6 protein-coding genes are annotated in these 25,281 nt (G+C 74.6%); 5 read left to right on the top strand and 1 reads right to left on the bottom strand.

All coding sequences use genetic code 11. The features are described 5' to 3' along the window. Window positions 1–4 precede the first annotated feature (4 nt). Window positions 5–1,282: an MFS transporter gene (locus ABZY33_RS16115; protein WP_356492190.1), complete on the top strand. Its 1,278-nt coding sequence runs from the start codon at window positions 5–7 to the stop codon at window positions 1,280–1,282. Window positions 1,283–1,349: 67 nt separating this feature from the next. Here the strand turns inward: ABZY33_RS16115 and ABZY33_RS16110 are convergent, their stop codons facing one another. Beyond that, the gene (locus ABZY33_RS16110) at window positions 1,350–1,880 is read right to left on the bottom strand and encodes a DUF3291 domain-containing protein (RefSeq protein ID WP_356492189.1); all 531 of its coding nucleotides are present in this window, start codon (window positions 1,878–1,880) and stop codon (window positions 1,350–1,352) included. A gap of 230 nt (window positions 1,881–2,110) precedes the next feature. Here ABZY33_RS16110 and ABZY33_RS16105 point away from each other — a divergent pair, with 230 nt between their 5' ends. From ABZY33_RS16105 to ABZY33_RS16090, 4 genes are all read left to right on the top strand, one after another. Further along, window positions 2,111–3,679, top strand: a complete 1,569-nt coding sequence (locus tag ABZY33_RS16105; RefSeq protein WP_356492188.1) for a long-chain fatty acid--CoA ligase — start codon at window positions 2,111–2,113, stop codon at window positions 3,677–3,679. 87 nt (window positions 3,680–3,766) lie between these two features. Continuing rightward, a complete protein-coding gene (gene hemA, locus ABZY33_RS16100; protein WP_356492187.1) occupies window positions 3,767–5,053 on the top strand; it encodes a 5-aminolevulinate synthase in 1,287 nt (428 codons plus the stop codon). Next, window positions 5,050–6,594 (top strand): long-chain fatty acid--CoA ligase, encoded by a 1,545-nt coding sequence (locus tag ABZY33_RS16095; RefSeq protein ID WP_356492186.1) that lies wholly within the window; start codon window positions 5,050–5,052, stop codon window positions 6,592–6,594. The genes hemA and ABZY33_RS16095 overlap by 4 nt, the downstream gene beginning before the upstream one ends. Before the next feature lie 88 nt (window positions 6,595–6,682). Continuing rightward, complete coding sequence (locus ABZY33_RS16090; protein ID WP_356492185.1) at window positions 6,683–25,279, top strand: type I polyketide synthase; 18,597 nt, start codon at window positions 6,683–6,685, stop codon at window positions 25,277–25,279. Window positions 25,280–25,281: the final 2 nt, after the last annotated feature.

Raw genomic sequence — 25,281 nt, 5'->3', positions numbered from 1 at the left:
ACGGATGTCCGGAGAGCAGATGACGATCACCACCGCTCCACCGCAGACCCGGGAGACGCTGGCGCGATCGCTGCCGGTGGCGAACTTCCTCTCCTTCTTCGCCATCGCCGCGGTGGAGTTCTCGGTGCCGTTCGTCGCGGTCGACGCCCTCGGCGCCGACGCGACGATCGTCGCCGTCCTCGGCATCTGCCGGTTCGCCCCCCAGGTACTCCTGGCCGGACCGGCGGCCCGGCTGGTCGAACGCTTCGACCAGCGGGCCGTCATGCTCGGCTCCGAACTGCTGCGCGTGGCGGCCTTCGTCCTCGCGGCGCTCGGTCTCGCCTGCGCACCCGGTGTGGCCATCGGCGTCTTCTGCCTGGCCAACATCTCCCTCGCCTGCGGCTCCGTCCTGACCGCGATCTCCACCCAGGTACTGATCCCGCGGACCTTCCCGGACGCGGCCCTGCCGAAGATCTACGCACGGCTCGGCATCGCCGAGTCGTCGGCGGACGCGGCGGCGCCGTTCCTGACCGGCCTCGGCCTGGCCGCCTTCGGTCTGGCCCCCACCTTCGGCGCCGCCGCCGCCCTGGCCCTGGCCGCCTGCGCGCTCCTGACACGTATCCCGCGCGTCCGCGTACCGAGCACCACCACGGACCTCACCACCCCGGACACCACCCCGGACCTCGCCGTCCCGCGCAAGAGCACGCTGCGCGCCGGCTGGGCGGTCAACCTCCGTACCCCGGCCCTGCGTACGGTGACGGTGTGGTCCCTGTCCTACAACTTCGGGCAGTGCGTCATCGAAGCCGTCCTGCTGATCACCCTGCTGGACACGACCCCCCTCACCGCGGCGACGTTCGGCGTCATCCGCAGCTGCTCGGTGCTGTTCGCCGTGCTGGGCGCGTACCTGGCCGACCGGCTGCCCCCCGCGCTCCGCGGCGGCCGGGGCACCTCCCTGTTCGGGTGCGGTGCGGTCGGCGCGTACACCGTCATCGGGCTGGGGGCGTACGCCGGTGGCGGCGGGGGACTGCTGCTGGTGCTCGCGGGATTCGTCGTGGACGAGTTCTGCTCGGGCGTCGTCATGGTCCGCGTCCAGACCTTCCGCGCCCGCGCGATCACCGACGCGGAACGCCCGATGGCCACGGCGTCCTACCGCGCCGCGAACCTCACGGCCGTGCCGGTGGGCCTCGCGGTCGGCGGGCTCGCGGGCGTCATGATGAGCCCGGCCACGCTGCTGCTGGGCATCGGCCTGCTCATGACCGTGCCGGCCGCCCTGATCTGGTCCCGGCCGGTGCGGCTCTCATGAGCGCGCACCGCTGAGTGACGTGGCCGCGACCGGCGGAGAGCCGGCCGCGGCCACCTCTTTTGCGCCGCTACCGCGCAGGCGTGGCCGCGGCCCCCTCCGCGGTGAACGCGTGGCGGAAGGTGAAGGCGTCCGGCGCGGCGCCGTGGCCGTCGAGGTGCTCCAGCCGCCGGACCCCGTCCTGCCAGGTGGGCACCGCGTCGTCGGGGACCCACCAGAACACGTGTCCCGGCCGCCCCGTCCGCTCGAACCAGTCGTGCCGCCTGTTCAGCGCCGTACGGTGCAGACCGGTGTAGACGGCGTCCCGGGCGGGGCGCACCCCGGTCCACAGGGAGAGGGTCGCGGCCAGCGCGGCGGTCTCGCCCGTACGGCCCTTGCCGTACCAGGCCGGTACGGCGAACTCCCCCCAGACGCCCCAGTCCGAGTCGAAGAGGGTGTACCGCTCGCCCTCCGCCGCTTCAGCGTGCCCGAGGTACCCGGGGTGCTCGCTGAATCTCCGGTAGATGTCCCCGCTGCTGTCGTGGAATTCGCGCATGAGAGGTCCGGGATCGGCGAGGGGTGACTTCAGGACGCCGAATGTGTACAGCGCAAGACGAGGCATGCGTCTCTCCTGGTCGGGGGTGCGGAAGACCAGGCGAAGGTAGCCGCCTCGGCGGGCCCTGTCGAAGTTGCGTTCCGCTTCCAGAAGTGGCTTCTCGTACGGCGCTCCTCAAGAGGCGCATGACGAACACTCAGGGGTCGCCGGAACACGCTTGCTCCGCTGAAATCGCCTGGCGAGGATGGGTCGCCCGATCGGATGACATTGCCAAGGCGAAATCGAAGGAAAATCCCATGAGTCTGCCCGAGCATTGGTGGAGCGCAAGCCGGAGCTATGCCTCGGAGATCCTCTCCCAGCTCGCGGCCGCCCCGGAAGAAGATGTCTTTCACTGGCGTGGCACATCCTTCTCCGGAAGTGACCTGATCCGGTCCGTCACGGAGACATATCTCGCGCTGCGCGATCGCGGAGTGGGCCGCGGGGACATGGTGGCGATCCTGGTCGCGCCCAACAGCCCCGAGACGCTCACCGCCAGGTACGCGGTCCACCTGCTCGGCGGCGCCGTGTGCTACGTGCGCACCACCAACCCGGGGACCCGGACGACGGTCCTCCCGCTGGACCACCAGCTCCAGATCCTGCGCGAGACCGGGGCCGTCACCGTCTACGCCGACGCCGAGACCGCGGAGCGCGCCGCGGAACTCGCCGAGGGCAGTGGCATCCCGGTGACGCGTGTGCTCGGCGGCGCCGGGGGCGCGGACGTCCCGCAGGCCGTGTCCTGGCAGCCGGACGAGCTGGCCGTCATCAGCTACACGAGCGGCAGCACGGGCCGGCCCAAGGGCATCCGGCTGTCGGGCCGCGCGTGGGAGGCCACCCTGCGGGCCTGGGTGGAGCTGGGCCGGGAGTACGGCTGCGCCTCGCTCCTGGTGTCGACCCCGCTCAGCCACGGCGTCGCGCCGCTGGCGGACTCGGTGCTCGCCACGGGCGCGGCGCTCTACGTCCATGAGAGCTTCGACGTCGCGAAGTTCGTGGCCACCGCCGCCGCGGAGCAGGAGGTCTCGTGGACGTTCATGGCGACGAACCACGTGTTCCAGCTCATCGACCACCTGCTCGAACAGGGCATCGCCGACGTCGACGCCGTGGCGGCGGCGGGCCTTTCCTCGCTGAAGCGGATCGTCTACGGCGGCAGCCCGGCGGCACCCGCCCGCATAGCCCAGGGCTTCCAGCTCTTCGGCCCCGTCCTTGCGCAGGGGTACGCCACGACCGAGTCCGGGAAGGTCACCACGCTGACGCCGCCGGAGCACGGCGACCCCGAGCTCGCGGTCACCGTCGGGCGGCCCTTCCCCAAGGTGGAGGTCACCGTCCGCAACGCCGACTCGGGGGCGTGCCTCGCGGCGGGCGAAGCCGGTGAGGTCTGCGTCCGCTCGCCCCAGCTGATGGACGGCTACCACAACGAACCGCAACTGACCGAACGGGCGCTGCGCGACGGCTGGTACTTCACCGGCGACATCGGCTTCCTCGACGAGCGGGGATATCTGACGCTCCTGGGCCGGGTGGCCGACGTCATCAAGGTCGGGGGCGTCAAGGTGCACCCCATCGTCCTCGAAGCGGAGATCCTCTCCCGTCCGGGTGTCCGGCACGCCGCCGTGTACGGCGTGCGCGACGCGGACGGCAGCGACCACATTCACGCCGCGATCGAATGCGACCCGGCCGAGCCGGTCGACGTGGAGAAGATCCGCGCGGGAATCGCTGAGACGCTCTCCCCGATTCACGTGCCCGAGAAGATACATGTCCTGGACGCTCTGCCGATGAACGGCAGCGGCAAGCCCGACAAGGTGGTCCTGAGAGCGCAGAGCGCTCTGCTCTAGAAACGTCTGCTTCCCCGGAAACCGGACCTCATGGCCGCCTGTCGGTTTCGCATGTCAATCCAACCGCTACGTCGAAAAGGCGAGTGAATGAACATTCACCTGGCATCCTACCTCAGCGGCATAACCGCTGAAGATCTCGCGGAGAGCAAGCGCGAGTTCCTCGAGATCGGCCGCCGTTCCGGCAGTTACCCCCTGGCCACCGCGCGGCGCGACGGGGTGGATTCGGAAGTAAGCGTCTGGTGCAGCAACGACTACCTGGGCATGGCCCAGAACCGCGAGGTCATCGCGGCCGTGCAGGCCGCGATCGAGGTCCACGGCGTCGGCTCCGGAGGTTCCCGCAACATCGGTGGCACCAACCACCACCACGTCCGGCTCGAGAACGAGCTGGCGGATCTGCACGGCAAGGAGTCCGCCCTCCTCTTCACCTCCGGCTACACGGCCAACGAAGGCTCCCTCTCCATTCTGGCGGGGATGCCGACGGACACCATCGTCTTCTCCGACGCGAAGAACCACGCCTCGATCATCGACGGCCTGCGGCACAGCGGCGCGAAGAAGCACATCTTCCGGCACAACGACGTCGCCCACCTCGAAGAGCTGATCGCGGCCGTCCCCGCCGACGCCCCGAAGCTGATCGTCGCGGAATCGGTCTACTCCATGTCGGGCAACGTGGCGCCGCTCGCCGCGATCGCCGACATCGCGGACAAGTACGGTGCCACGACCTTCATCGACGAGGTCCACGCGGTCGGCATGTACGGCCCGCAGGGCGCCGGCATCGCCGCGCAGGAAGGCATCGCCGACCGGTTCACGGTCGTGATGGGCACCCTCGCGAAGGGGTACGGAACGGTCGGCGGCTACATCGCCGGACCGGCCGCCCTCGTCGACGCGGTGCGCACCTACTCGCGCTCGTTCGTCTTCACCACCTCGCTGCCCCCGGCGATCGCGGCCGGTTCGCTGGCGTCGGTCCGGTACCTGCGCTCCTCCGACGTCGAGCGCAAGTCCCTCGCGGAGAACGCGCGGCTGCTGCACAGCCTGCTCACCGAGGCCGACATCCCGTTCATCTCGACGGACTCCCACATCGTCTCCGCCTTCGTCGGCGATGACGACCTGTGCAAGCGGGCGTCCCAGCTGCTGTTCGAGCAGCACGGGATCTACGTCCAGTCCATCAACGCCCCCAGCGTGCCCGCGGGCGAGGAGATCCTGCGGATCGCCCCGTCGGCCGTCCACGAGCAGAGCGACGTCGAGACCTTCGCCCGCGCCCTGCACGGCATCTGGACGGAGCTGAACATCCCGACCGCGAGCGCCCGGTCCTGGTTCACCTCCGCACTGCGCGGTGGCGCCCGCACCGCCGCGAAAGACGGACTGCTGACGCAATGACGATGTCAGTTGCCGGCGTACTGGCCGACGCCGCGGCGCAGCGACCCGGCCACCCCGCCGTGATCCACGACGCCGAGCACGTCACCTACGGGTGGCTGTGGGAACAGGCCCGTCGCTACGCCGCCGTACTGGGGGCCAACGGGGTAGGGCCGGGGGACCGGGTCGCCGTGCTCCTGGCCGACACCCCGCAGTTCCCCGTCGCGTACTTCGGCGTACTGGCGGCCGGCGCCGTCGCGATCCCGCTGAACGTCATGGCGACCGCGGCGGAGATCGAGCACGTACTGACCGATGCCGACGCCGGATTCCTGGTCTGCGCCGCCTCGTTGCTCACCCGGGCGACCGAGGCGGCGGAGCGGCTCGGCACGGTGCTCCTGTCCGTCGGACCCGGCCCGGCCGGCACCGTCGACCTGGAGAGCGCGGCGCGGGACACGGCGCCGGTCGACGAGCCCGTAGCGCGCGAACCCGACGATGTCGCGGTCGTGTTCTACACATCGGGCACGACGGGTGAGCCCAAGGGCGTGATGCTCACCCACCGGAACATCCTGTACAACGTCGAGAGGATGGTCACCACTCCCTATGCGTTCCGCGGTGACGACGTACTGCTCGGATGTCTGCCGCTGTCGCACGGCTTCGGTCAGATCTGCGGCATGCTGACCGGATTCCGCGCCGGTATCTCCATCGTCATGATGGAGAGGTTCTCCGCACGGGAGGCCCTCGCGCTGATGAGGGAGCACCGCTGCACGGTCTTCATGGGCGTACCGACCATGTATCACAAGCTGCTCGACGCGGTGGCCGGGGGAGAGCCGGCCCCGCGGCTCGACCGGGTGTACAGCGGGGGTTCCGCGCTGACGGTCCACACCCTCGAAGAGGTCCGGAGCACGTTCGGATGCCCGGTGTACGAGGGCTACGGAATGACCGAGACCTCGTGCAGCGTCGCTTATCACTATCCGGGCCTGACATTCCGGCCCGGGTCGGTCGGTGTGCCGATCACCGGTGTCACCGTCGGTATAGCGCGGCCGAATGCCGGGGAAATCGATCTCCTGCCCGTCGGGGAAGTGGGCGAGATCGTGGTGAGCGGTCCGACCGTCATGGCCGGATATCTCGGCCGGCCCGATCTCACGGCCGAGGTCCTGCACGACGGCTGGTTCCGTACCGGCGATCTCGGCAGGCTGGACGGCGACGGCCACCTCTCGGTGGTGGGCCGCAAGAAGGACCTGATCCTGCGCGGCGGCTACAACGTCTACCCGCGCGAGATCGAGGAGGTCCTCGCCGGGCATCCGGCCGTGGCGCAGGTGGCGGTCATCGGCGTCCCGCACCCCCAGCTCGGTGAGGAGGTCTGGGCGATCGTCGTGCCGGCCCGGCCGCAGGACCTCACCGGCACCTCGGGCGAAGAGATCGCGGAATGGGCCAGACAGCGGCTGTCCGCCTACAAATATCCCCGGCGGGTCGAATTCACCGACGCTCTCCCGATCGGAACCGGCGGAAAAGTTCTCAAGCGGATGCTCGTCTCGCAATACGAGCCGGCCGCCGCAGCGGCATGAATCCATCGGCGTAGCACCCGCAGCACGACTGCGGGTGCTACGCCTCCGCGCAGGCATCGTACGTGACAATAAATGGGGCAGCTCGACCATGGTTGAATTCCAAGCGGACACGTCGACATCGACCGAAGCGATCGCCATTGTCGGCATTTCCTGCCGACTGCCGCAGGCGGAGAATCCCGCTCAGCTGTGGCGGTTGCTGCGCGAGGGCCGCAGCGCGATCGGCGCGCCTCCGGCGGGCCGCCCCGGACTGCCCGAGCGGCCCGGTGGCTATCTCGAGGACGTCAGCGGCTTCGACGCGGGCTTCTTCGGCATCAGCCCGCGTGAGGCGTCCGCGATGGATCCGCAGCAGCGGCTGATGCTCGAACTCGCCTGGGAGGCGCTGGAGGACGCCCGGATCCTGCCCGCCGCGCTCGCCGAGAGCCGCACCGGTGTCTTCGTCGGCGTCATCGCCGACGACTACGCCGCCCTCACGCACCAGCGCGGGGCCGAGGCCGTCACCGGCCACACCCTGCCCGGTCTCAACCGCGGCGTCGTCGCCAACCGGATCTCCTACACCCTGGGTCTGCACGGGCCGAGCGCCGCCGTGGACACCGGCCAGTCCTCCTCGCTGGTCGCGGTGCACCTGGCGGCCGAGAGCCTGCGCCGCGGCGAGTCCGCCACCGCCCTCGCCGGCGGGGTCAGCCTCAACCTGGCGCCGGAGAGCACGCTCGGCGCGGAGCGGTTCGGCGCCCTGTCACCGGACGGCCTCAGCTTCACGTTCGACGCCCGCGCCAACGGCTACGTACGCGGCGAGGGCGGCGCGTTCGTCGTGCTCAAGCCGCTGCGCGCCGCCCTGGCGGACGGTGACCCGGTCTACTGCGTGCTGCACGGCAGCGCGATGAACAACGACGGCGCGACCGAGGGCCTCACCGTCCCGGGCCCGGCGGGCCAGCGGGATGTCCTGCGCCAGGCGTACGAGCGTGCCGGCATCCCCGCGGAGCAGGTGCAGTACGTCGAACTGCACGGCACGGGCACCAAGGTGGGCGACCCGATCGAGGCGTCGGCCCTGGGCGCGGTGCTCGGCGCCGGCCGGGCGGACGGCGCCGAGCTGCGGGTCGGCTCGGTGAAGACCAACGTCGGACACCTCGAAGGCGCGGCCGGCATCGTCGGCCTGCTGAAGGCGGCCCTCTGCATCCGGCACCGCGAACTCGTGCCGAGCCTGAACTTCCAGACCCCGAACCCGGCCATCGCCTTCGACGAGCTGAAGCTCTCCGTGCAGCGCAGCGCCGCGTCGTGGCCCCGGCCGCAGGAGCCGCTCTACGCGGGTGTCAGCTCGTTCGGGATGGGCGGCACCAACTGCCACGTCGTGCTCTCGGACGGGCATACCGAACCGGCGGCGCCGCAGCTGCCCGGCGCCGAGTCCCACCCGGGCGCGGTGGCGTGGGTCCTGTCCGGCAAGTCCGCCGGGGCCGTGGCCGGCCAGGCGGAGCGGCTGGTGTCGTTCCTGGCGCGGCGCCCGGAGCTGGCTCCCGCCGCGGTGGGCCGCTCGCTCGCGGTGTCGCGCACGCGATTCGAGCACCGCGCGGTGGTCGTGGGCCACACCCGTGACGAGCTGGTCGACGGTGTCCGGGCACTGGCCGCGGGGGTGCCGGCGGCCGGCGTGGTCACGGGCCGCGCGGCGGCGCCGGGCGCCGCGGTCGCCTTCATGTTCTCCGGGCAGGGCAGCCAGCGCCTGGGCATGGGACGCGAACTGCGGGCGCAGGAGCCGGTGTTCGCCGCCGCCTTCGACGAGGTGGTCGCGGCTCTCGACACGCAGCTGGACCGCCCTCTCGCCTCGGTCATCGAGGACGAGCCGGGGCTGCTGGAGCAGACGCGGTACACCCAGCCGGCGCTGTTCGCGGTCGAGGTGGCCCTGTTCCGGCTGCTGTCCCACTACGGGGTGAAGCCGGACTACCTGGTCGGGCACTCGGTGGGCGAACTGGCCGCCGCTCACGTAGCGGGCGTCTTGTCGCTCGCGGACGCGGCACGCCTGGTCTGCGCGCGGGCCCGGCTCATGCAGGGCGTGGCCGCGCACGGCGCGATGGCGGCGCTGAGCGCGGACGAGGAGCGGGTCGCGGCCTGGCTCGCCGGCCGGGCGGGCGTGGAGGTGGCGGGGGTCAACAGCCCCGGGAACACCGTGATCTCCGGCGACGAGACGGCCGTGCTCGACGTCCTCGACCTGGCGCGTACGCAGGGTGTGAAAGCCACGCGGCTGAAGGTGAGCCACGCGTTCCACTCCGCGCACCTGGACGATATGCTGGACGAACTCACCGCGATAGCAAGCGAGTTGACGTACGCTCCGCCGCGGATCCCGGTCGTGTCGAACGTGACGGGGGAGCTGGTCGAGGAGTTCACCGCCGAGTACTGGGCGCTCCAGGCCCGGTCGGCGGTGCGGTTCGCCGACGGCGTCGCGACGCTGTCCCGCCTCGGCGTGTCGGCCTTCGTGGAGCTGGGCCCGGACGCGACGCTGGCGGGCCTGGCGGGCGAGTGCCTGACGGACACCGAGAACGCCGAGCACACTGTGGTGGTGGCGACCCTGCGCCGGGAGCGTTCCGAGCGGCGCTCCCTGGCCACGGCCCTGGCGGCGGTGCACGTACGAGGTACGGCCGTCGACTGGGAGAAGTTCCTGCCGGCCGCGGCGCCGGCGGACCTGCCCACGTACGCCTTCCAGCGCCGGCCGTTCTGGCTGGACGCTCCGGCGACCGGACCGGAGCCGGCCGAGGCCCTCGCGCCGCCGCGGCGCGGCCCGCGGCGGCCGGTGCCGCGCGGCGACGAACTGGAGCTGGTGCGCGCGCACGTGGCGGCGGTGCTCGGCCACGGCTCGGCGCGCGACGTGGACGCCGACACCACCTTCAAGGACCTCGGCTTCGACTCCCTCTCGGCCGTCGAACTGCGGAACGCGCTGAACACGGCCACCGGCCTCGCGCTGCCCGCCGCCCTCCTCTTCAACCACCCGACCCCGGCCCTGCTCGCCGCCCACCTCGGTGACCAGCTCCGCGGCCAGGACCCGGCCCGCGGCCAGGACGACGACGCCTGCGACCCCGTGGCCGCGGACGAGCCGATCGCGATCGTGGGCATGGCCTGCCGGCTCCCCGGCGGCATCGCCTCGCCGCAGGATCTGTGGCGCCTGGTCAGCGACGGGACCGACGCGGTCGGCGGCTTCCCCACCAACCGCGGCTGGGACCTCGCCTCGCTCGTCGCCACCGACCCGGACAGCCCCGGCACGACCTACGCCGCCCAGGGCGGCTTCCTGCACGACGCGGACCGCTTCGACGCCGGGTTCTTCGGTATCAGCCCCCGCGAGGCCGCGGCGATGGAGCCCCAGCAGCGGCTGCTCCTGGAGACGGCCTGGGAGGCCTTCGAGCAGGCGGGCATCGACCCCGCCGCGCTGCGCGGCACCCGCACCGGCGTGTACGTGGGCGCGACGGCACAGGAGTACGGGCCGCGGCTGCACGAACCGTCCGGCGGACACGACGGCTACCTGCTGACGGGCAACACCGCCAGCGTGGCCTCGGGCCGCCTCGCCTACACCTTCGGCCTGGAGGGCCCGGCCGTCACGGTCGACACCGCCTGCTCGTCCTCGCTCGTCGCGCTCCACCTCGCCGCGCAGTCGCTGCGCCGGGGCGAGTCCTCCGTGGCCCTCGCCGGCGGCGCGTCCGTCATGGCCACCCCCGGCATGTTCGTCGAGTTCTCCCGGCAGCGCGGCCTCGCGCCGGACGGGCGGTGCAAGGCGTTCTCCTCGTCGGCGGACGGCACCGGCTGGGCCGAGGGCGTGGGCCTGCTGGTCCTGGAGCGGCTCTCGGACGCCCAGCGCAACGGGCACCAGGTGCTCGCCGTGATCCGCGGCAGCGCCGTCAACCAGGACGGCGCGAGCAACGGCCTGACGGCGCCGAACGGGCCCGCGCAGGAGCGGGTCATCCGCGCCGCGCTCGCCGACGCCCGCCTGGCGGCTGCCGACGTCGACGCGGTGGAGGCGCACGGCACGGGCACGCGGCTCGGCGATCCCATCGAGGCGCAGGCGCTGCTGGCCACCTACGGGCAGGGCCGCGCGGAGCCGCTGCGCCTCGGCTCGCTGAAGTCGAACATCGGTCACACGCAGGCCGCGGCGGGCGTCGCGGGCGTGATCAAGATGGTCATGGCGATGCGCGGCGGGGTCCTCCCGGCGACGCTGCACGTGGACGAGCCGACCGCGCACGTCGACTGGTCGGCCGGCGCGGTGGAGCTGCTGACGCGGGCCACGCCGTGGCCGCAACTCGACCGGCCGCGCCGCGCGGCCGTGTCGTCGTTCGGTATCAGCGGCACCAACGCCCACCTCATCGTCGAGCAGGTCGCGGAGGTCGAGGCCCCGACGGCGCGGCCGCCGCTGCCGGGACCGGTGCCGTGGGTGGTGTCGGGCCGGTCGAAGGCCGCCCTGGCCGGGCAGGCGGACCGGCTGGTGTCGTTCCTGGAGGAGCGGCCGGAGCTGGACGTCGTGACCGTGGGCCGGGCGCTGGCCGTGTCGCGGGCCCGTTTCGACCACCGTGCCGTGGTCGTGGGGGAGACCCGCGAGGAACTCCTGGACGCCCTGCGGGCGCTGACCCCGGGCGAGGCCGCCCCGGCGGGCTCCGTCGCGTTCCTCTTCTCCGGGCAGGGCAGCCAGCGCCTGGGCATGGGCCGTGAGCTGTACGCGGCGGAGCCGGTGTTCGCGGCCGCGTTCGACGAGGTCGTCACCGCCCTCGACCCGCACCTCGACCGCCCGCTCGCCGGCGTGATCGAGGGCGAGCCGGAGCTGCTGCGCCGGACGGCGTTCACGCAGCCGGCGCTCTTCGCGATCGAGGTGGCCCTGTTCCGGCTGCTGACCCACCACGGGGTGACCCCGGACTACCTGGTGGGCCACTCCGTCGGTGAACTGGCGGCCGCCCACGTGGCGGGTGTGCTGTCCCTCGAGGACGCTGCGCGCCTGGTGTGTGCGCGGGCCCGTCTCATGGACGGTGTCGCCGAGGGCGGCGCGATGGCCGCCCTGAACGCGGGTGAAGCGCGCGTCGCGGGGTGGCTCGCGGGCCGTTCGGGCGTGGACGTGGCCGGGGTCAACGGCCCCGCCGCCACCGTGATCTCGGGCGACGAGGCGGCCGTGCTCGACGTCCTGGAGCTGGCCCGCGACGAGGGTGTGAAGGCGACGCGGCTGAAGGTGAGCCACGCGTTCCACTCCGCGCACCTGGACGGCATGCTGGACGAACTCACCGCGACAGCAAGGGAGTTGACGTACGCTCCGCCGCGGATCCCGGTCGTCTCGAACGTCACCGGTGAGCTGGTCGAGGAGTTCACCGCCGAGTACTGGGCCCGCCAGGCCCGCTGCGCGGTCCGGTTCGCCGACGGCATCGCCACGCTGGCGGGTCTCGGCGTGACGGCGTTCGTGGAGCTGGGCCCGGACGGGACGCTCGCGGGCCTGGCGGGCGAGTGCCTGGCCGACACCGAGGGCACCACCGTGGTCGCGGTGCTGCGCAAGGACCGTCCCGAGAAGCGTTCCCTGCTCGCCGCCCTGGGCGCCGTGCACGCGCACGGCGTGGACGTGGACTGGGAGACGTTCCTGCCGGGTTCCGCCGTGGCGGAGCTGCCGACCTACGCCTTCCAGCGTGAACGCTTCTGGCTGGACACGCCGCGCGGCGGTGACGCGGCGGGCCTGGGTCTGACGGCCGTGGACCACCCGCTGCTGGCCGCGGTGATCACCGAGCCCGACGGGGACGCGGTCCAGTTCTCCGCCTCCCTCTCCCTCTCCTCGCACCCGTGGCTGGCCGACCACACGATCGGCGGGACGGTCCTCGTCCCGGGGACGGTGTTCCTGGAGCTGGCGGGCGCCGCCGCCGAACAGCTGGGGCACGCCGCCGTCGAGGAACTCACCCTCCAGGCACCCCTGATCCTCCCGGCGACGGCGGGCGTCCAGCTGCGGCTGGCCGTCGACGGCGCCGACGCGCGCGGCGACCGGCCGTTCACCGTGTACGCGCGAAGCGGCGACGAGCAGTGGACCGCCCACGCGGCCGGCCTGCTCACCTCCCGCCTCCCCTCGGCCGGTGCTCCCCTGGACCAGTGGCCCCCGGCCGACGCCACCCCCGTCCCGCTGGACGGCGTCTACGACCGCCTCGGCGACCTCGGCTACGGCTACGGGCCGGCCTTCCACGGCCTGCGCGCCGCCTGGCGCGCGGGCGACGACCTCTACGCCGAGGTCGCCCTGCCCGAGCGGCTGCACACCGAGGCCGCGCGCTACGGCGTCCACCCCGCCCTGCTCGACGCGGTCCTGCACCCACTCGTGCTGGAGGCGTCCGCCACCGCGCCGGACGACGCCACGATCCGGCTGCCGTTCTCGTTCTCGGGCTTCGCGCTGCACGCGGTCGGCGCCACGGTGCTGCGCGTGCGCTGGACCCGTACCGGCCCGGACACGGCCCGGCTCGCACTCGCCGACGGCGCCGGCGCCCCCGTGGCGGCGGTCGCATCGGTCGCCCTGCGGCCGGTCGCCCGCGACCGGCTCACCGCCGCCGGCCCGGCCGCGACCTCCCTGTACCGGCTGGCCTGGGAGAGCGTCCCGGTGCCCGAGCCCGTCGCCGGCCGGCGCTGGCTCCGCCTCGGCGAGGAGTCCTGCGCCGACCTCGCCGCGCTCGGCGCCGCCGCCGACGCGGGCACGGCCGTACCGGAGTTCGTCGTGATCGGCGCACCGGAACCGGCCGCCGGCGCCCCCGGCGAGCTGCTCGACCGCACCCACGCCACGGCGGCGCGCGGCCTGGAGACGGTGCGGCAATGGCTGGCGGAACCGCACTTCGCGGAGAGCCGCCTCGTCCTCGTCGTCCCGGACGGCGCACTGCACACGGCCCCGCTCGTGGGCCTGGTCCGTACCGCGCAGACCGAGCAGCCCGGCCGCCTCGTCCTGGTCCACGTCGACGAGGGCGGCGCGGAGCTGCTGCCCGCCGCGCTGGCGTCGGGCGAGCCCGAAGTGGCCGTACGGGACGGGCAGTTGTCCGTGCCGCGGCTGGCCCGGGCCGCGGGCGCCCCGGCGGACGGGGCCGCGGCCCTGGACCCGCGGGGCACGGTCCTGGTGACCGGAGCGCTGGGCACACTGGGCCGGCTGGTCACGCGCCGCCTGGTGACGCGGCACGGCGCGCGGCACCTGCTGCTGGTGTCGCGTCGCGGGGGCGGGAGCCCGGGTGCCGCCGCGTTCGTGGCGGAGCTGGCGGAGCTGGGCGCCGACGCCCGGGTGGCGGCGTGCGACGTGTCCGACGCCGACGCGCTGGCCGCTCTGCTGGACGAGGCCGCGGCCGAGCGGCCGCTGACCGCCGTGGTGCACACGGCCGGTGTCCTGGACGACGCGACGCTCACGTCGCTCTCCGCCGGCCACCTGGAGCGCGTGATGCGTCCGAAGGTCGACGCGGCCTGGAACCTGCACCGCCTCACCGAGCCCCTCGGCCTCACCTCGTTCGTCCTGTTCTCGTCCATCGCGGGCCTGATGGGCAACGCCGGCCAGGCCAACTACGCGGCCGCGAACACCTTCCTCGACGCCCTCGCCCACCACCGCCGCGCCCAGGGCCTGCCCGCCACCTCCCTCGCCTGGAGCCTGTGGGACAGCGCCGACGGCATGGCCGCGAGCCTCGCCGACGCCGACGTGGCGCGGTGGAAGCGGAGCGGGGTCGTCCCGCTCACCCCCGAGCTCGGCCTCGACCTGTTCGACGCGGCGCTCGCCTCGGCGGAGCCGCTGCTGGTCCCCGCCGAACTCGACCTGGGCGCCCTGCGCGCCCGCGCCGAGGAGGACACGCTCCCCGGACTCTTCACCGGCCTCGTCCGCGGCCGCCGCCGGCCGGCGGCCCGCGTCGCCGGCGGCACCGACTCGTCCTGGGTGCGGCAGCTGACCGCGCTGAGCGCGCAGGAGCGGGCCCAGGCCGTGCTGCGGACCGTACGCGAGACCGTGGGGCTGGTCCTCGGGCACGGTACCGACGCCGACATCGACCCGGCCCGCGCCTTCAAGGACACGGGCTTCGACTCCCTCACCGGTGTCGAACTGCGCAACCGGCTGGGCGCGGTGACCGGGCTGCGGCTGCCCACCACCCTCGTCTTCGACCACCCCTCGCCCCAGGCCGTGGCGGACTTCCTGCTGGAGCGGCTCGACGCGACCGGCACGGCCGCCGTCCCGTCGGTGGCCGCCCACGCCCCCGGACACGACGAGCCGATCGCCGTCGTCGGCATGGGATGCCGCTACCCGGGCGGCGTCTCCTCGCCGGAGGACCTGTGGCGGCTGGTGACACAGGGCCGCGACGCCATCGACGCGTTCCCCGCCGACCGCGGCTGGGACGTGGAGAGCCTCTACGACCCGGACCCCGACAAGACCGGCACGTCGTACACGCGCAGGGGCGGATTCCTCTACGAGGCCGCCGAGTTCGACGCCGAGTTCTTCGGCCTGAGCCCGCGCGAGGCGACCGCGACCGACCCGCAGCAGCGGGTGCTCCTGGAGGTCGCGTGGGAGGCGATGGAGCGGGCCGGGATCGACCCCGCCTCGCTGCGCGGCACCCCGACCGGCGTCTACGCGGGCGTGATGTACAACGACTACGGCTCGCGCCTGGGAAGCGCCCCGGAAGGCTTCGAAGGGCATCTGCTGACCGGCACGATCTCCAGCGTCCTGTCGGGCCGGGTGGCCTACACCTTCGGCCTCGAAGGGCCCGCGGTGACCCTGGACACGGCGTGCTCCTCGTCGCTGGTGGCGGTGCACCTGGCCGCTCAGGCGCTGCGCCAGGGCGAGTGCTCGATGGCGCTGGCCGGCGGGGTCACCGTGATGTCCACACCGACCACCTTCGTCGAGTTCTCGCGCCAGCGCGGCCTGTCGCCGGACGGGACCTGCAAGTCGTTCGCGGCCACCGCCGACGGGACCGGCTGGGCCGAGGGCGCGGGCATGCTGGTCCTGGAGCGGCTCTCGGACGCCCAGCGGCTCGGGCACCACGTCCTCGGTGTGATCCGCGGTTCCGCGGTCAACCAGGACGGCGCGAGCAACGGCCTCACCGCCCCCAACGGGCCCGCGCAGGAGCGCGTCATCCGCCAGGCCCTCGCCAACGCCCGCCTCGCCCCGCACGAGGTGGACGCGGTCGAGGCGCACGGCACCGGCACCCGCCTCGGCGACCCCATCGAGGCCAATGCGCTCCTCGCCACCTACGGCCAGGACCGCGACGAGCCGCTGCGGCTCGGGTCGGTCAAGTCGAACATCGGTCACACCCAGGCCGCCGCCGGAGTCGCGGGCATCATCAAGATGCTGATGGCGATGCGCGCGGGGGAGCTGCCGGCGACGCTGCACGTGGACGAGCCGACCCCGCACGTCGACTGGGCGTCGGGCGCGGTGGAACTGGTCACCGAACACCGGGCGTGGCCACAGGTGGCGCGACCGCGCCGCGCGGCCGTCTCCTCGTTCGGCATCAGCGGTACGAACGCGCACGTCGTCCTGGAACAGGGCCCGGAGCCGGCCGCGGCCGGCGAGGCGGTGGTGGCGGAGCTTCCGCTGCTGCTCTCGGCGAAGAGCGAGGCGGCCCTCGCGGCCCGCGCCGGCCAGGTGCGCGAACTGCTGGCCGCCCCGGACGCCGACCCGGCGCGGGTGGCCTCGGCGCTCGCGACCCGGGTCCCGCACCTCCCCGTCCGCGCGGCCGTCACCGGCGCCGGAAGGGACGAACTGACGGCGGGCCTGGAGGCGCTGGCCGCCGGCGGGACCGCGGCCAACCTGGCGCGGGGCGCGGCCACGGGAGCGGGCAAGACGGTGTTCGTGTTCCCGGGCCAGGGCTCGCAGTGGCCGGGCATGGCCCTGCGACTCCTCGGCTCCTCCCCGGTCTTCACCGACCGGCTGCTGGAGTGCGAGCGGGCGCTCGCGCCGTACACGGACTGGAAGCTGCTGGACGTCCTGCGCGGGGAGCCGGGCGCGCCCGGTCTCGACCGGGTCGAGGTGGTGCAGCCGGCGCTGTGGGCGGTGATGGTCTCCCTGGCCGCGCTGTGGCGTTCGGCGGGGATCGAGCCGGACGCGGTGATCGGCCACTCGCAGGGCGAGATCGCGGCGGCCGCCGTGGCGGGTGCGCTGTCGCTGGACGACGCGGCGAAGGTCGTGGCGCTGCGCAGCCGGGCGATCGTACGGCTTGCGGGCACGGGCGGGATGGTCGCGGTGGCCCGGCCGGCCGACGAGGTCCGCGCACTCCTCACGCGCTGGGACGGCGCCCTCGACATCGCCGCGCACAACGGCCCGCGTTCCGTGGTCGTCGCCGGAGAGGTGGAGGCACTCGACGAGCTGGTCGCCCACTGCAAGGAACACAAGATGCGCGCCAAACGCATCCCGGTCGACTACGCCTCCCACTCCGCGCACGTGGAGACCCTGCAGGACGAGCTGCTCGACGCCCTGTCCTCGCTCACCCCGCGCGCCGTCGAGGTGCCTTTCCTGTCCACCGTCACCGGGCAGCCGCTGACGGGCACGGAACTCGACGCCTCGTACTGGTTCCGCAACCTGCGCCGCACCGTCCGGCTGGAGGAGGCCACCCGGACCCTGCTCGACCAGGGGCACCGCGTCTTCATCGAGGCCAGCGCCCACCCGGTGCTGACGGTCGCGCTCCAGGAGACGATCGACGAGACGCCGTACGACGACGCCGTCACCGTGCCCTCCCTCCACCGCGACCGGGGCGGACTCGACGACTTCCTCGCCTCCGCCGCGCGCGCCCACGTCGCGGGCGCCCCGCTCGACTGGGCCGCCGTGGCCGGCGGCCCCGGCGCGGCCGTCCCCCTGCCGACCTACCCCTTCCAACGCCGGCGCCACTGGCTGGAGGGCCCGGCACCGGCCGGCGACGCGGGCGGCCTCGGCATGGCCGCCGAGCGGCACCCGCTCATCGGCGCCGCGCTCTGGCTGGCCGACGCGGACAAGCTGGTCCTCAGCGGCAGGCTCGCCCTGCCCCAGCACCCCTGGCTGGCGGACCACGCCGTGGCCGGCACCGTGTTGCTGCCCGGCACCGCCTTCGTGGACCTCGCCGTCCGGGCGGGCGACCACACGGGCCTCGACCAGCTCGACGAACTGACCCTCCAGACACCGCTGGTGCTGACCGGCCGCGCCGCGGTCCAGCTCCAGGTCGTGGTCGACGCCCCGGACGAGGAGGGCCGGCGCGCGCTGTCGGTCCACTCCCGCCCCGAGCCCGGCTCCGACGACGCCGCACCCCACCCGTGGACCCTGCACGCCACCGGCGTCCTGGGCCGCGCGCCGGGCCACGCGGACCTCCCGGCCGGCACCGCCTGGCCGCCGCCCGGCGCCGAGCCGGTCGACCTGACGGCGGCGTACGACACCCTCGCCGAGCGGGGCTTCCAGTACGGGCCCGCCTTCCAGGGGCTGCGGGCGCTGTGGCGCGCGGGCCAGGAGATGTTCGCCGAGGTCGCGCTCCCGAAGGACGTCCCCCCGGGCGACTTCGGGATCCACCCGGCCCTCCTCGACGCCGCCCTGCACCCGCTGGCGCTCGCGGAGGACGGCCGCCTGGTCCTGCCGTTCGCCTGGACCGGCGTCCGGCTGCACGCGGCCCACGCCGGCCTGCTGCGCGTACGGATCACCCCGCAGGGCGCGGGCGCCGCCCTGTCCCTCGCGGACGCGAGCGGCGCGCCGATCGCGTCGGTGGCCACGCTCAGCCTGCGGGCGGCGGACCCCGCGCGGCTGTCCGGCGCGGGCACCCCACGCCAGCCGCTGCTCGAACTGGAGTGGACACCCGCCCAGGCGCCCGCCGCCCCGGCCACCGGATGGGCCGTCCTCGACGCCCACGGCCACGGGCTGCCCGCCCCGCGGGGCAGCTACCCGCACCTCACCGACCTGACCGAAGCCCCGCCGCTCGTCGTGGCCCCCGTCCACGGCGACGACGGCCCCGGGGCCGTGGCCCACCGGGCCCTGCGGCTCGCCCAGGAGTGGCTCGCCGAGGAGCGGTTCGCCGACTCGCGGCTCGTCTTCGCGACCCGGGACGCGACCACCGCCCGCACGGAGGCCGGACTCGCCTCGGCCCCCGTCTGGGGTCTCGTGCGCACCGCCATGGCCGAGAACCCCGGCCGGTTCGGCCTGCTGGACCTGGCGGACCGGCCCCCGACCGAGACCGAACTCGGCCGCGCGCTGGCCGTACCGGACGCGCAGGTGAGCCTGCGCGACGGCGCCCTGCTCGTACCGCGGCTGGTCCCCTCGCCCCCGGCGGGCGACACCGTGCCCGCCCTGGACCCGCAGGGCACCGTGCTCATCACGGGCGCCACCGGCACCCTGGGCCGGCTGTTCGCCCGCCACCTCGTCGCCGAACACGGCGTACGGCACCTGCTGCTGGCGAGCCGCCGCGGCCGGGACGCGGCGGGCATGCTGGAGCTGGAGGCCGAACTCACCGCTCACGGAGCCGACGTGTCCGTGGCCGCCTGTGACACGGCCGACCGCGCCGCCCTCGCCGCGCTGCTGGACGCGATCCCCGCCCGGCACCCGCTCACCGCGGTCCTGCACACCGCGGGCGTCCTCGACGACGGCACCCTGCACACCCTCACCCCCGGGCAGCTCGACACCGTCCTGCGTCCCAAGGTCGATGCCGCCCGGCACCTGCACGAACTGACGGCCGGCCTGGAACTGGACGCGTTCGTCCTGTTCTCCTCGCTCGCCGGAACGGTCGGCACCGCCGGACAGGCCAACTACGCCGCGGCCAACACCTATCTGGACGCTCTCGCGCACCACCGCCGCTCCCTGGGCCTGCCCGGCACGTCCCTCGCCTGGGGCCTGTGGGCCGAGGGCAGCGGGATGACCGGTCACCTGGCCGACGCCGACCTCGCCCGCCTGGCCCGCGGCGGCATCGCCCCGATCGGCGGCGAGCAGGGCCTCGCGCTCTTCGACGCGGCCCTCGCGACCCGCCGTCCGGTGCTCGTCCCCGCGCTCCTCGACCACACCGGACTGCGGGCCCGGCGCGCGGACGGCACGCTGCCCCCGCTCTTCCACAACCTGGTACGCCCGGCGCGGCGCACCGCCGCCGCTGAGCAGCCGGGCGGGAACTCCCTGCGCGAACGCCTTTCGCCCCTGCCCCTGCCGGACCAGGAGCGCGCGCTCCTGGACCTGGTCCGCGGCGTGGTCGCCGCCGTCCTGGGACACCTCGACGCCGACCAGGTCGCCCCCGACCGGGCCTTCAACGAACTGGGCTTCGACTCGCTCAAGGCCGTGGAGCTGCGCAACCAGCTGAACGCGGCCGCGGGGCTGAAACTGCCCGCGACGCTGCTGTTCGACCACCCGAGCGCGGTCGAACTGGCCGGCTTCCTGCGCACCGAACTGCTCGGCCCGGCGCCCGGGACCGCCGAGGCCCCCGGTGCGGCCGTGGCCGCCCCGGCCGCCGGCGCCGCCGACGAGCCGATCGCGATCGTCGCGATGGCCTGCCGCTATCCGGGCGAGGTCAGCTCCCCGGAAGAGCTGTGGACGCTGCTGAGCGACGAGCGCGACGCCATCGGGCCGTTCCCGGACGACCGCGGCTGGGACCTGGACGGCCTGTACGACACCGACCCCGACCACGCCGGCACCTCGTACACCCGGCACGGCGGATTCCTCTACGGAGCCGCCGAGTTCGACCCCGAACTCTTCGGGGTGAGCGCCCGGGAGGCCACCGCCATCGACCCGCAGCAGCGCCTGCTGCTGGAGATCTGCTGGGAGGCGTTCGAGCGCGCGGGCATCGACCCGACCTCGCTCAAGGGCAGCCGGACCGGGGTGTTCGCCGGAGTCATGGCCAACGACTACGCGGCCCGCCTGAAGGACGCGCCCGAGGCACTGGAGGGCTACCTGTCGGTCGGCAGCACGGTCAGTGTCGCCTCCGGCCGCGTCGCCTACGCCCTCGGCCTGCAGGGACCGGCGATCACCGTCGACACCGCCTGCTCCTCCTCGCTCGTCTCGATCCACCTCGCCGCACAGGCCCTGCGCAGCGGCGAATGCGGCCTCGCCCTGGCCGGCGGCGCGACCGTACTGGCCGCGCCGACCCTGTTCGTCGAGTTCAGCCGGCAGCGCGGCCTGGCGCCGGACGGCCGCTGCAAGTCCTTCTCCGCGCGGGCGGACGGGGCGGCCTGGGCCGAAGGCGCCGGCGTCCTCCTGCTGGAGCGGCTCTCCGACGCCCGGCGCAACGGCCGCCGCATCCTCGGCGTGATCCGCGGCACCGCCGTCAACCAGGACGGCGCGAGCAACGGCCTCACCGCCCCCAACGGCCCCTCCCAGGAGCGGGTGATCCGCCAGGCCCTGACCAACGCGGGCCTGACCACCGCGGACGTCGACGCCCTGGAGGCTCACGGCACCGGCACCGCCCTGGGCGACCCGATCGAGGCGCGGGCCGTACTCGCCACCTACGGACAGGAGCGCCCCGCACCCCTGCTGATGGGCTCCCTGAAGTCCAACATCGGCCACTCCCAGGCCGCCGCCGGCGTGGCCGGTGTCATCAAGATGGTCATGGCGATGCGGCACGGCGTGCTCCCCAAGTCCCTCCACATCGACGAGCCCAGCCCGCACGTGGACTGGAGCGCCGGCGAGGTGGAACTGCTCGCCGAGGCGGCACCGTGGCCCGTGTCCGCGCGGCCGCGCCGGGCCGGCGTCTCCTCCTTCGGCATCAGCGGCACCAACGCCCACGTCATCGTGGAGCAGCCGCCCGCCGAGGAGCCGGCCCCGGCGGCCGGGCCGATGCCGACCGTGCCGCTGCTGCTGGCCGGGCACACCGACGCGGCCCTGCTGGCGCAGGCCGGCCGGATCGGCGCCGCGCTCGCGGCGGCCGGGCCGCAGGACCTGGCGCCGACGGGCCGGACCCTGGCCGTCGGGCGGGCCGCTCTGCCGCACCGCGCCGTGGTGGTGGCCGCCACCGCCGCCGAAGCCGTCGCCGGACTCGCCGCGCCGACCGTGCAGGGCACCCCCGTCGAGGGCCGCACGGCCTTCCTCTTCACCGGACAGGGCAGCCAGCGCCTCGGCATGGGCCGCGAGCTGTACACCGCCTACCCCGCCTACGCCCAGGCCCTGGACGCCGTCTGCCACGAACTCGACCGGTGGCTCCCCACACCGCTGCTCGACGTCCTCTTCGGCACCGACCCGGCACCGCTGGACCGGACCGGCGCCACCCAGGCCGCCCTGTTCGCCACCGAGGTCGCGCTCTTCCGGCTCCTCGAAGGCTGGGGCGTACGGCCGGACTTCCTCGCGGGCCACTCCATCGGTGAGCTGGCCGCCGCGCACGTCGCCGGCGTCCTCTCCCTGGCGGACGCCGCGCGGCTCGTCGCGGCCCGCGGCCGCCTGATGCAGGCCCTGCCCGGCGACGGCGCGATGCTCGCCGTACAGGCCGCGGAGCACGAGGTGCTGCCGCTGCTCGCCGGCTGGGAGGACCTGCTGGACATCGCCGCCGTCAACGGCCCCGCCTCCGTGGTGCTCTCGGGCGACGCGGAAGCCGTCGAGGCCATCGGCGCCGAACTCGCCGCCCAGGGCCGCAAGACCAAGCGGCTGCGCGTCAGCCACGCCTTCCACTCCCCGCACATGGACGCGATGCTGGACGAGTACCGGCAGATCGCGAAGCAGCTCACGTTCGCCGCGCCCGCCATCCCGATCGTCTCCACCCTCACCGGGCAGCCGGTCGGCGCCGAGGAACTGGCCACGCCCGAGTACTGGGTCCGCCACGTCCGCCGGCCCGTGCGCTTCCTGGACGCGGCGCGCGCCCTGGAGGCCGAAGGCGTACGGACCTTCCTGGAGCTCGGCCCGGACGGCGTGCTCAGCGCGCTGGGACAGGACTTCCTCGGCGCCGGCTCGCTCCTGGTCCCGGTACTGCGCGGCGGCCGCCCCGAACCGCACACCCTCCTCACCGCCCTGGCCCACGCGCACGTGCGGGGCGTGCCGGTGGACTGGCCCGCACTCTTCGGCGCGCACCCCGGACCCGCCGCCGACCTGCCCACCTACCCCTTCCAGCGCCAGCGCTACTGGCTCACGGAGGGGCCCCGCGGCGGCGACGTCACCTCGGCCGGACTCGACGCCGCGCGCCACCCGCTGCTCGGCGCCGCGGTGGCGCTCGCCGACTCCGACGGCGCCCTGTTCACCGGCCGGCTCTCGGCCCGCAGCCACCCCTGGCTCGCCGACCACGCCATCGCCGGCACCCCGCTGGTCCCGGGCACGGCCCTGGTGGAGCTGGCGCTGCACGCGGGCGCCGCACTCGGCTGCGAGCACCTGGAGGAACTCACCCTCCAGGCACCCCTGCTCCTCCCCGACGAGGGCGCGCTCCAGCTCCAGATCACCGTCGGCGACCCCGACGAGGACGGCCGCAGGCCCGTCGCCGTCCACTCCCGCGGGAACCAGGAAGGGGACGTCTGGCAGCGGCACGCCACCGGAACCGTGACGGCCGCCGCTCCCGGCGCCCCCGACCCCGGCCTGGCGTCCTGGCCCCCGGCCGGCGCCGCACCCCTGCCGGTCGAGGACCTGTACGACCGCCTCGCCGACCAGGGCTACGGATACGGCCCCGCCTTCCAGGGCCTGCACGCGGCGTGGCGGTCGGGCGACGACCTCTACGCCGAGGTACGGCTGCCGGTCGACCCCGGGCAGTTCGCCCTGCACCCGGCCCTGTTCGACGCCGCGCTGCACGCACTGCTCCTGGCGGATCCCGCCGGAGTGCGGCTGCCCTTCTCCTTCGGCGGCGTCCAGCTGACCGGCGCCCGCACCGACACCCTGCGGGTCAGGCTGGCGCCCGGCCCGGACGGCACGGTCGCCCTCACCGCCGCCGACGAGGCGGGCACGCCCGTCGCCACCGTCGCCTCGCTCGCCCTGCGGCCCCTGCCGGCCGGGACCGCGCCGGCCCGCCCCGCCGGACGGCACGTGTACGCCGTGGAGCAGGCCGCCGTGCAGCTCGCGAGAGGCGGCGACCCGGTCCTCGCGGTCCTCGGCTCCGCGGACCTCGGACTCACCGCCGAGCACCACGCCGACCTCGCCGCCCTGGCCGCCTCGACGGCGGCCGGCGCGGCCGCACCCGACGTGGTCGTCCTGCCGGTGCCCCCGGCCACCGTGCCGGAGACCGGCCGCGTCACGGCGGAGGTGCTGGCGGTGGCGCGGCAGTGGCTCACCACCGCTACCCCGCCCGGCGCGCGGCTCGCCGTGGTCAGCAATGGGGAGCTGGCGCACAGCGCGCTGTCCGGGCTGCTGCGGACCGCCGCGGCGGAACACCCGGGACGGTTCCAGCACGTGATCACGGACGGCACGGACGGCTCGCCGGCCGGCCGCGCGCTGCTGGCCGCGGCCCTGGCCGACCCCCGCCCGCAGCTCGAACTGCGCGACGGCACGGCCTACGTGACCCGGCTCGCCAAGGCCGCGCACCCGGCCCGGACCCCGGATGACGACGACGCGTTCGACCCGGAGCGCACGGTGCTGATCACCGGCGGCACGGGCGCACTCGGCGCCCAGGTCGCCCGGCACCTGGTGACCGCCCGCGGCGCCCGCCACCTGCTGCTCACCAGCCGGCGGGGCGGGGCCGAGGAGCTGGCCGCCGAACTGACGGCGCTCGGCGCGCACGTGCGGGTCGCGGCCTGCGACGCGGCCGACCGCTCCGCGCTGGCCGAACTGCTCGCCTCGGTCCCGGACGCGCACCCGCTCACCGCGGTCGTGCACGCGGCCGGCGTCGTCGAGGACGCCACGCTGGAGGCCATGGACGGGGAGCGCCTCGCCCGCGTCCTGCGGCCCAAGGTGGCGGCCGCGTGGAACCTGCACGAGCTGACCGCCACAGCCGAGCTGACGGACTTCGTCCTCTTCTCCTCCGTCGCCGGCCTGGTGGGCAACGCCGGACAGGCCAACTACGCGGCCGGCAACACCTTCCTGGACGCGCTCGCCGCACACCGCCGCGCCGCCGGCCTGCCCGCCGTCTCTCTCGCCTGGGGCCGGTGGCAGGACGGCATGGCGAACGACCTCGACCGGGCCGGCCGGGCCAGGCTCGCCCGCAACGGGATCCTGCCGATGCCGACCGGCCAGGCCCTCGCCGCCCTCGACGCGGCCCTCGCCGGAGCCGGGAGCCCACCCGCCGGCGGGGCGGCCAGGACCAACCCGGTCCTCGCGCCGCTGGCCCTCGACCTCGCGGCCCTGCGCGGCCTCGGGGACGCGGCCCCCGAGCTGTACCGGGACCTGCTGCGCACCGAGCGCCGCACCGCCGCGCCCGCCTCCGCCGCGGCGCAGGTCCCGCTGGCGCAGCGACTCACGGGCCTGGACGCGGACGAGCAGGAGCGGCTGCTCCTCGACTTCGTCCGGGAGCAGGTCGGCATCGTCCTGGCCCACCCGGCCCCGCGGACGATCGACGTCGAGCGCGGCCTGATGGACCTGGGCTTCGACTCCCTCACCGCGGTCGAACTGCGCAACCGGCTGAGCACCACCACCGGGCTGCGGCTGCCCAGCACGCTCGTCTTCGACCACCCGACCCCCCGGGCCGTCGCCGAACACCTGCGCGGCGAGCTGACCGGCGAGGCGGCGGACCCGGTCCAGGCGGCCCTGAACGCCCTGGAGGCCGCCCTCGCGGCGGCCGGCCCCCTGGACGGCGACGGACCGGCGGACACCTACGCCGCGCAACTGCGCGGCCTGCTCCGGACGGTGGACGGCGGCCCCGACAGCTCCGACCTCGCCCTGATCACCGACGACGAACTCTTCGCGGCACTCGACTCCGAACTCGGCAGGTAGAC

The organism is Streptomyces sp. NPDC006552 (genome assembly GCF_040611655.1).
Taxonomy (GTDB): domain Bacteria; phylum Actinomycetota; class Actinomycetes; order Streptomycetales; family Streptomycetaceae; genus Streptomyces.
Note: the sequence above shows the minus strand (reverse complement) of the source record. Positions and strands in the feature narration are given on the sequence as shown.

Excerpts from the sequence above, each read along its gene's own strand:
- hemA (WP_356492187.1), top strand. The coding sequence starts at position 3,767 with ATGAACATTCACCTGGCATCCTACCTCAGCGGCATAACCGCTGAAGAT.
- ABZY33_RS16115 (WP_356492190.1), top strand. The coding sequence starts at position 5 with ATGTCCGGAGAGCAGATGACGATCACCACCGCTCCACCGCAGACCCGG.
- ABZY33_RS16105 (WP_356492188.1), top strand. The coding sequence starts at position 2,111 with ATGAGTCTGCCCGAGCATTGGTGGAGCGCAAGCCGGAGCTATGCCTCG.
- ABZY33_RS16090 (WP_356492185.1), top strand. The coding sequence starts at position 6,683 with ATGGTTGAATTCCAAGCGGACACGTCGACATCGACCGAAGCGATCGCC.
- ABZY33_RS16110 (WP_356492189.1), bottom strand. The coding sequence starts at position 1,880 with ATGCCTCGTCTTGCGCTGTACACATTCGGCGTCCTGAAGTCACCCCTC.
- ABZY33_RS16095 (WP_356492186.1), top strand. The coding sequence starts at position 5,050 with ATGACGATGTCAGTTGCCGGCGTACTGGCCGACGCCGCGGCGCAGCGA.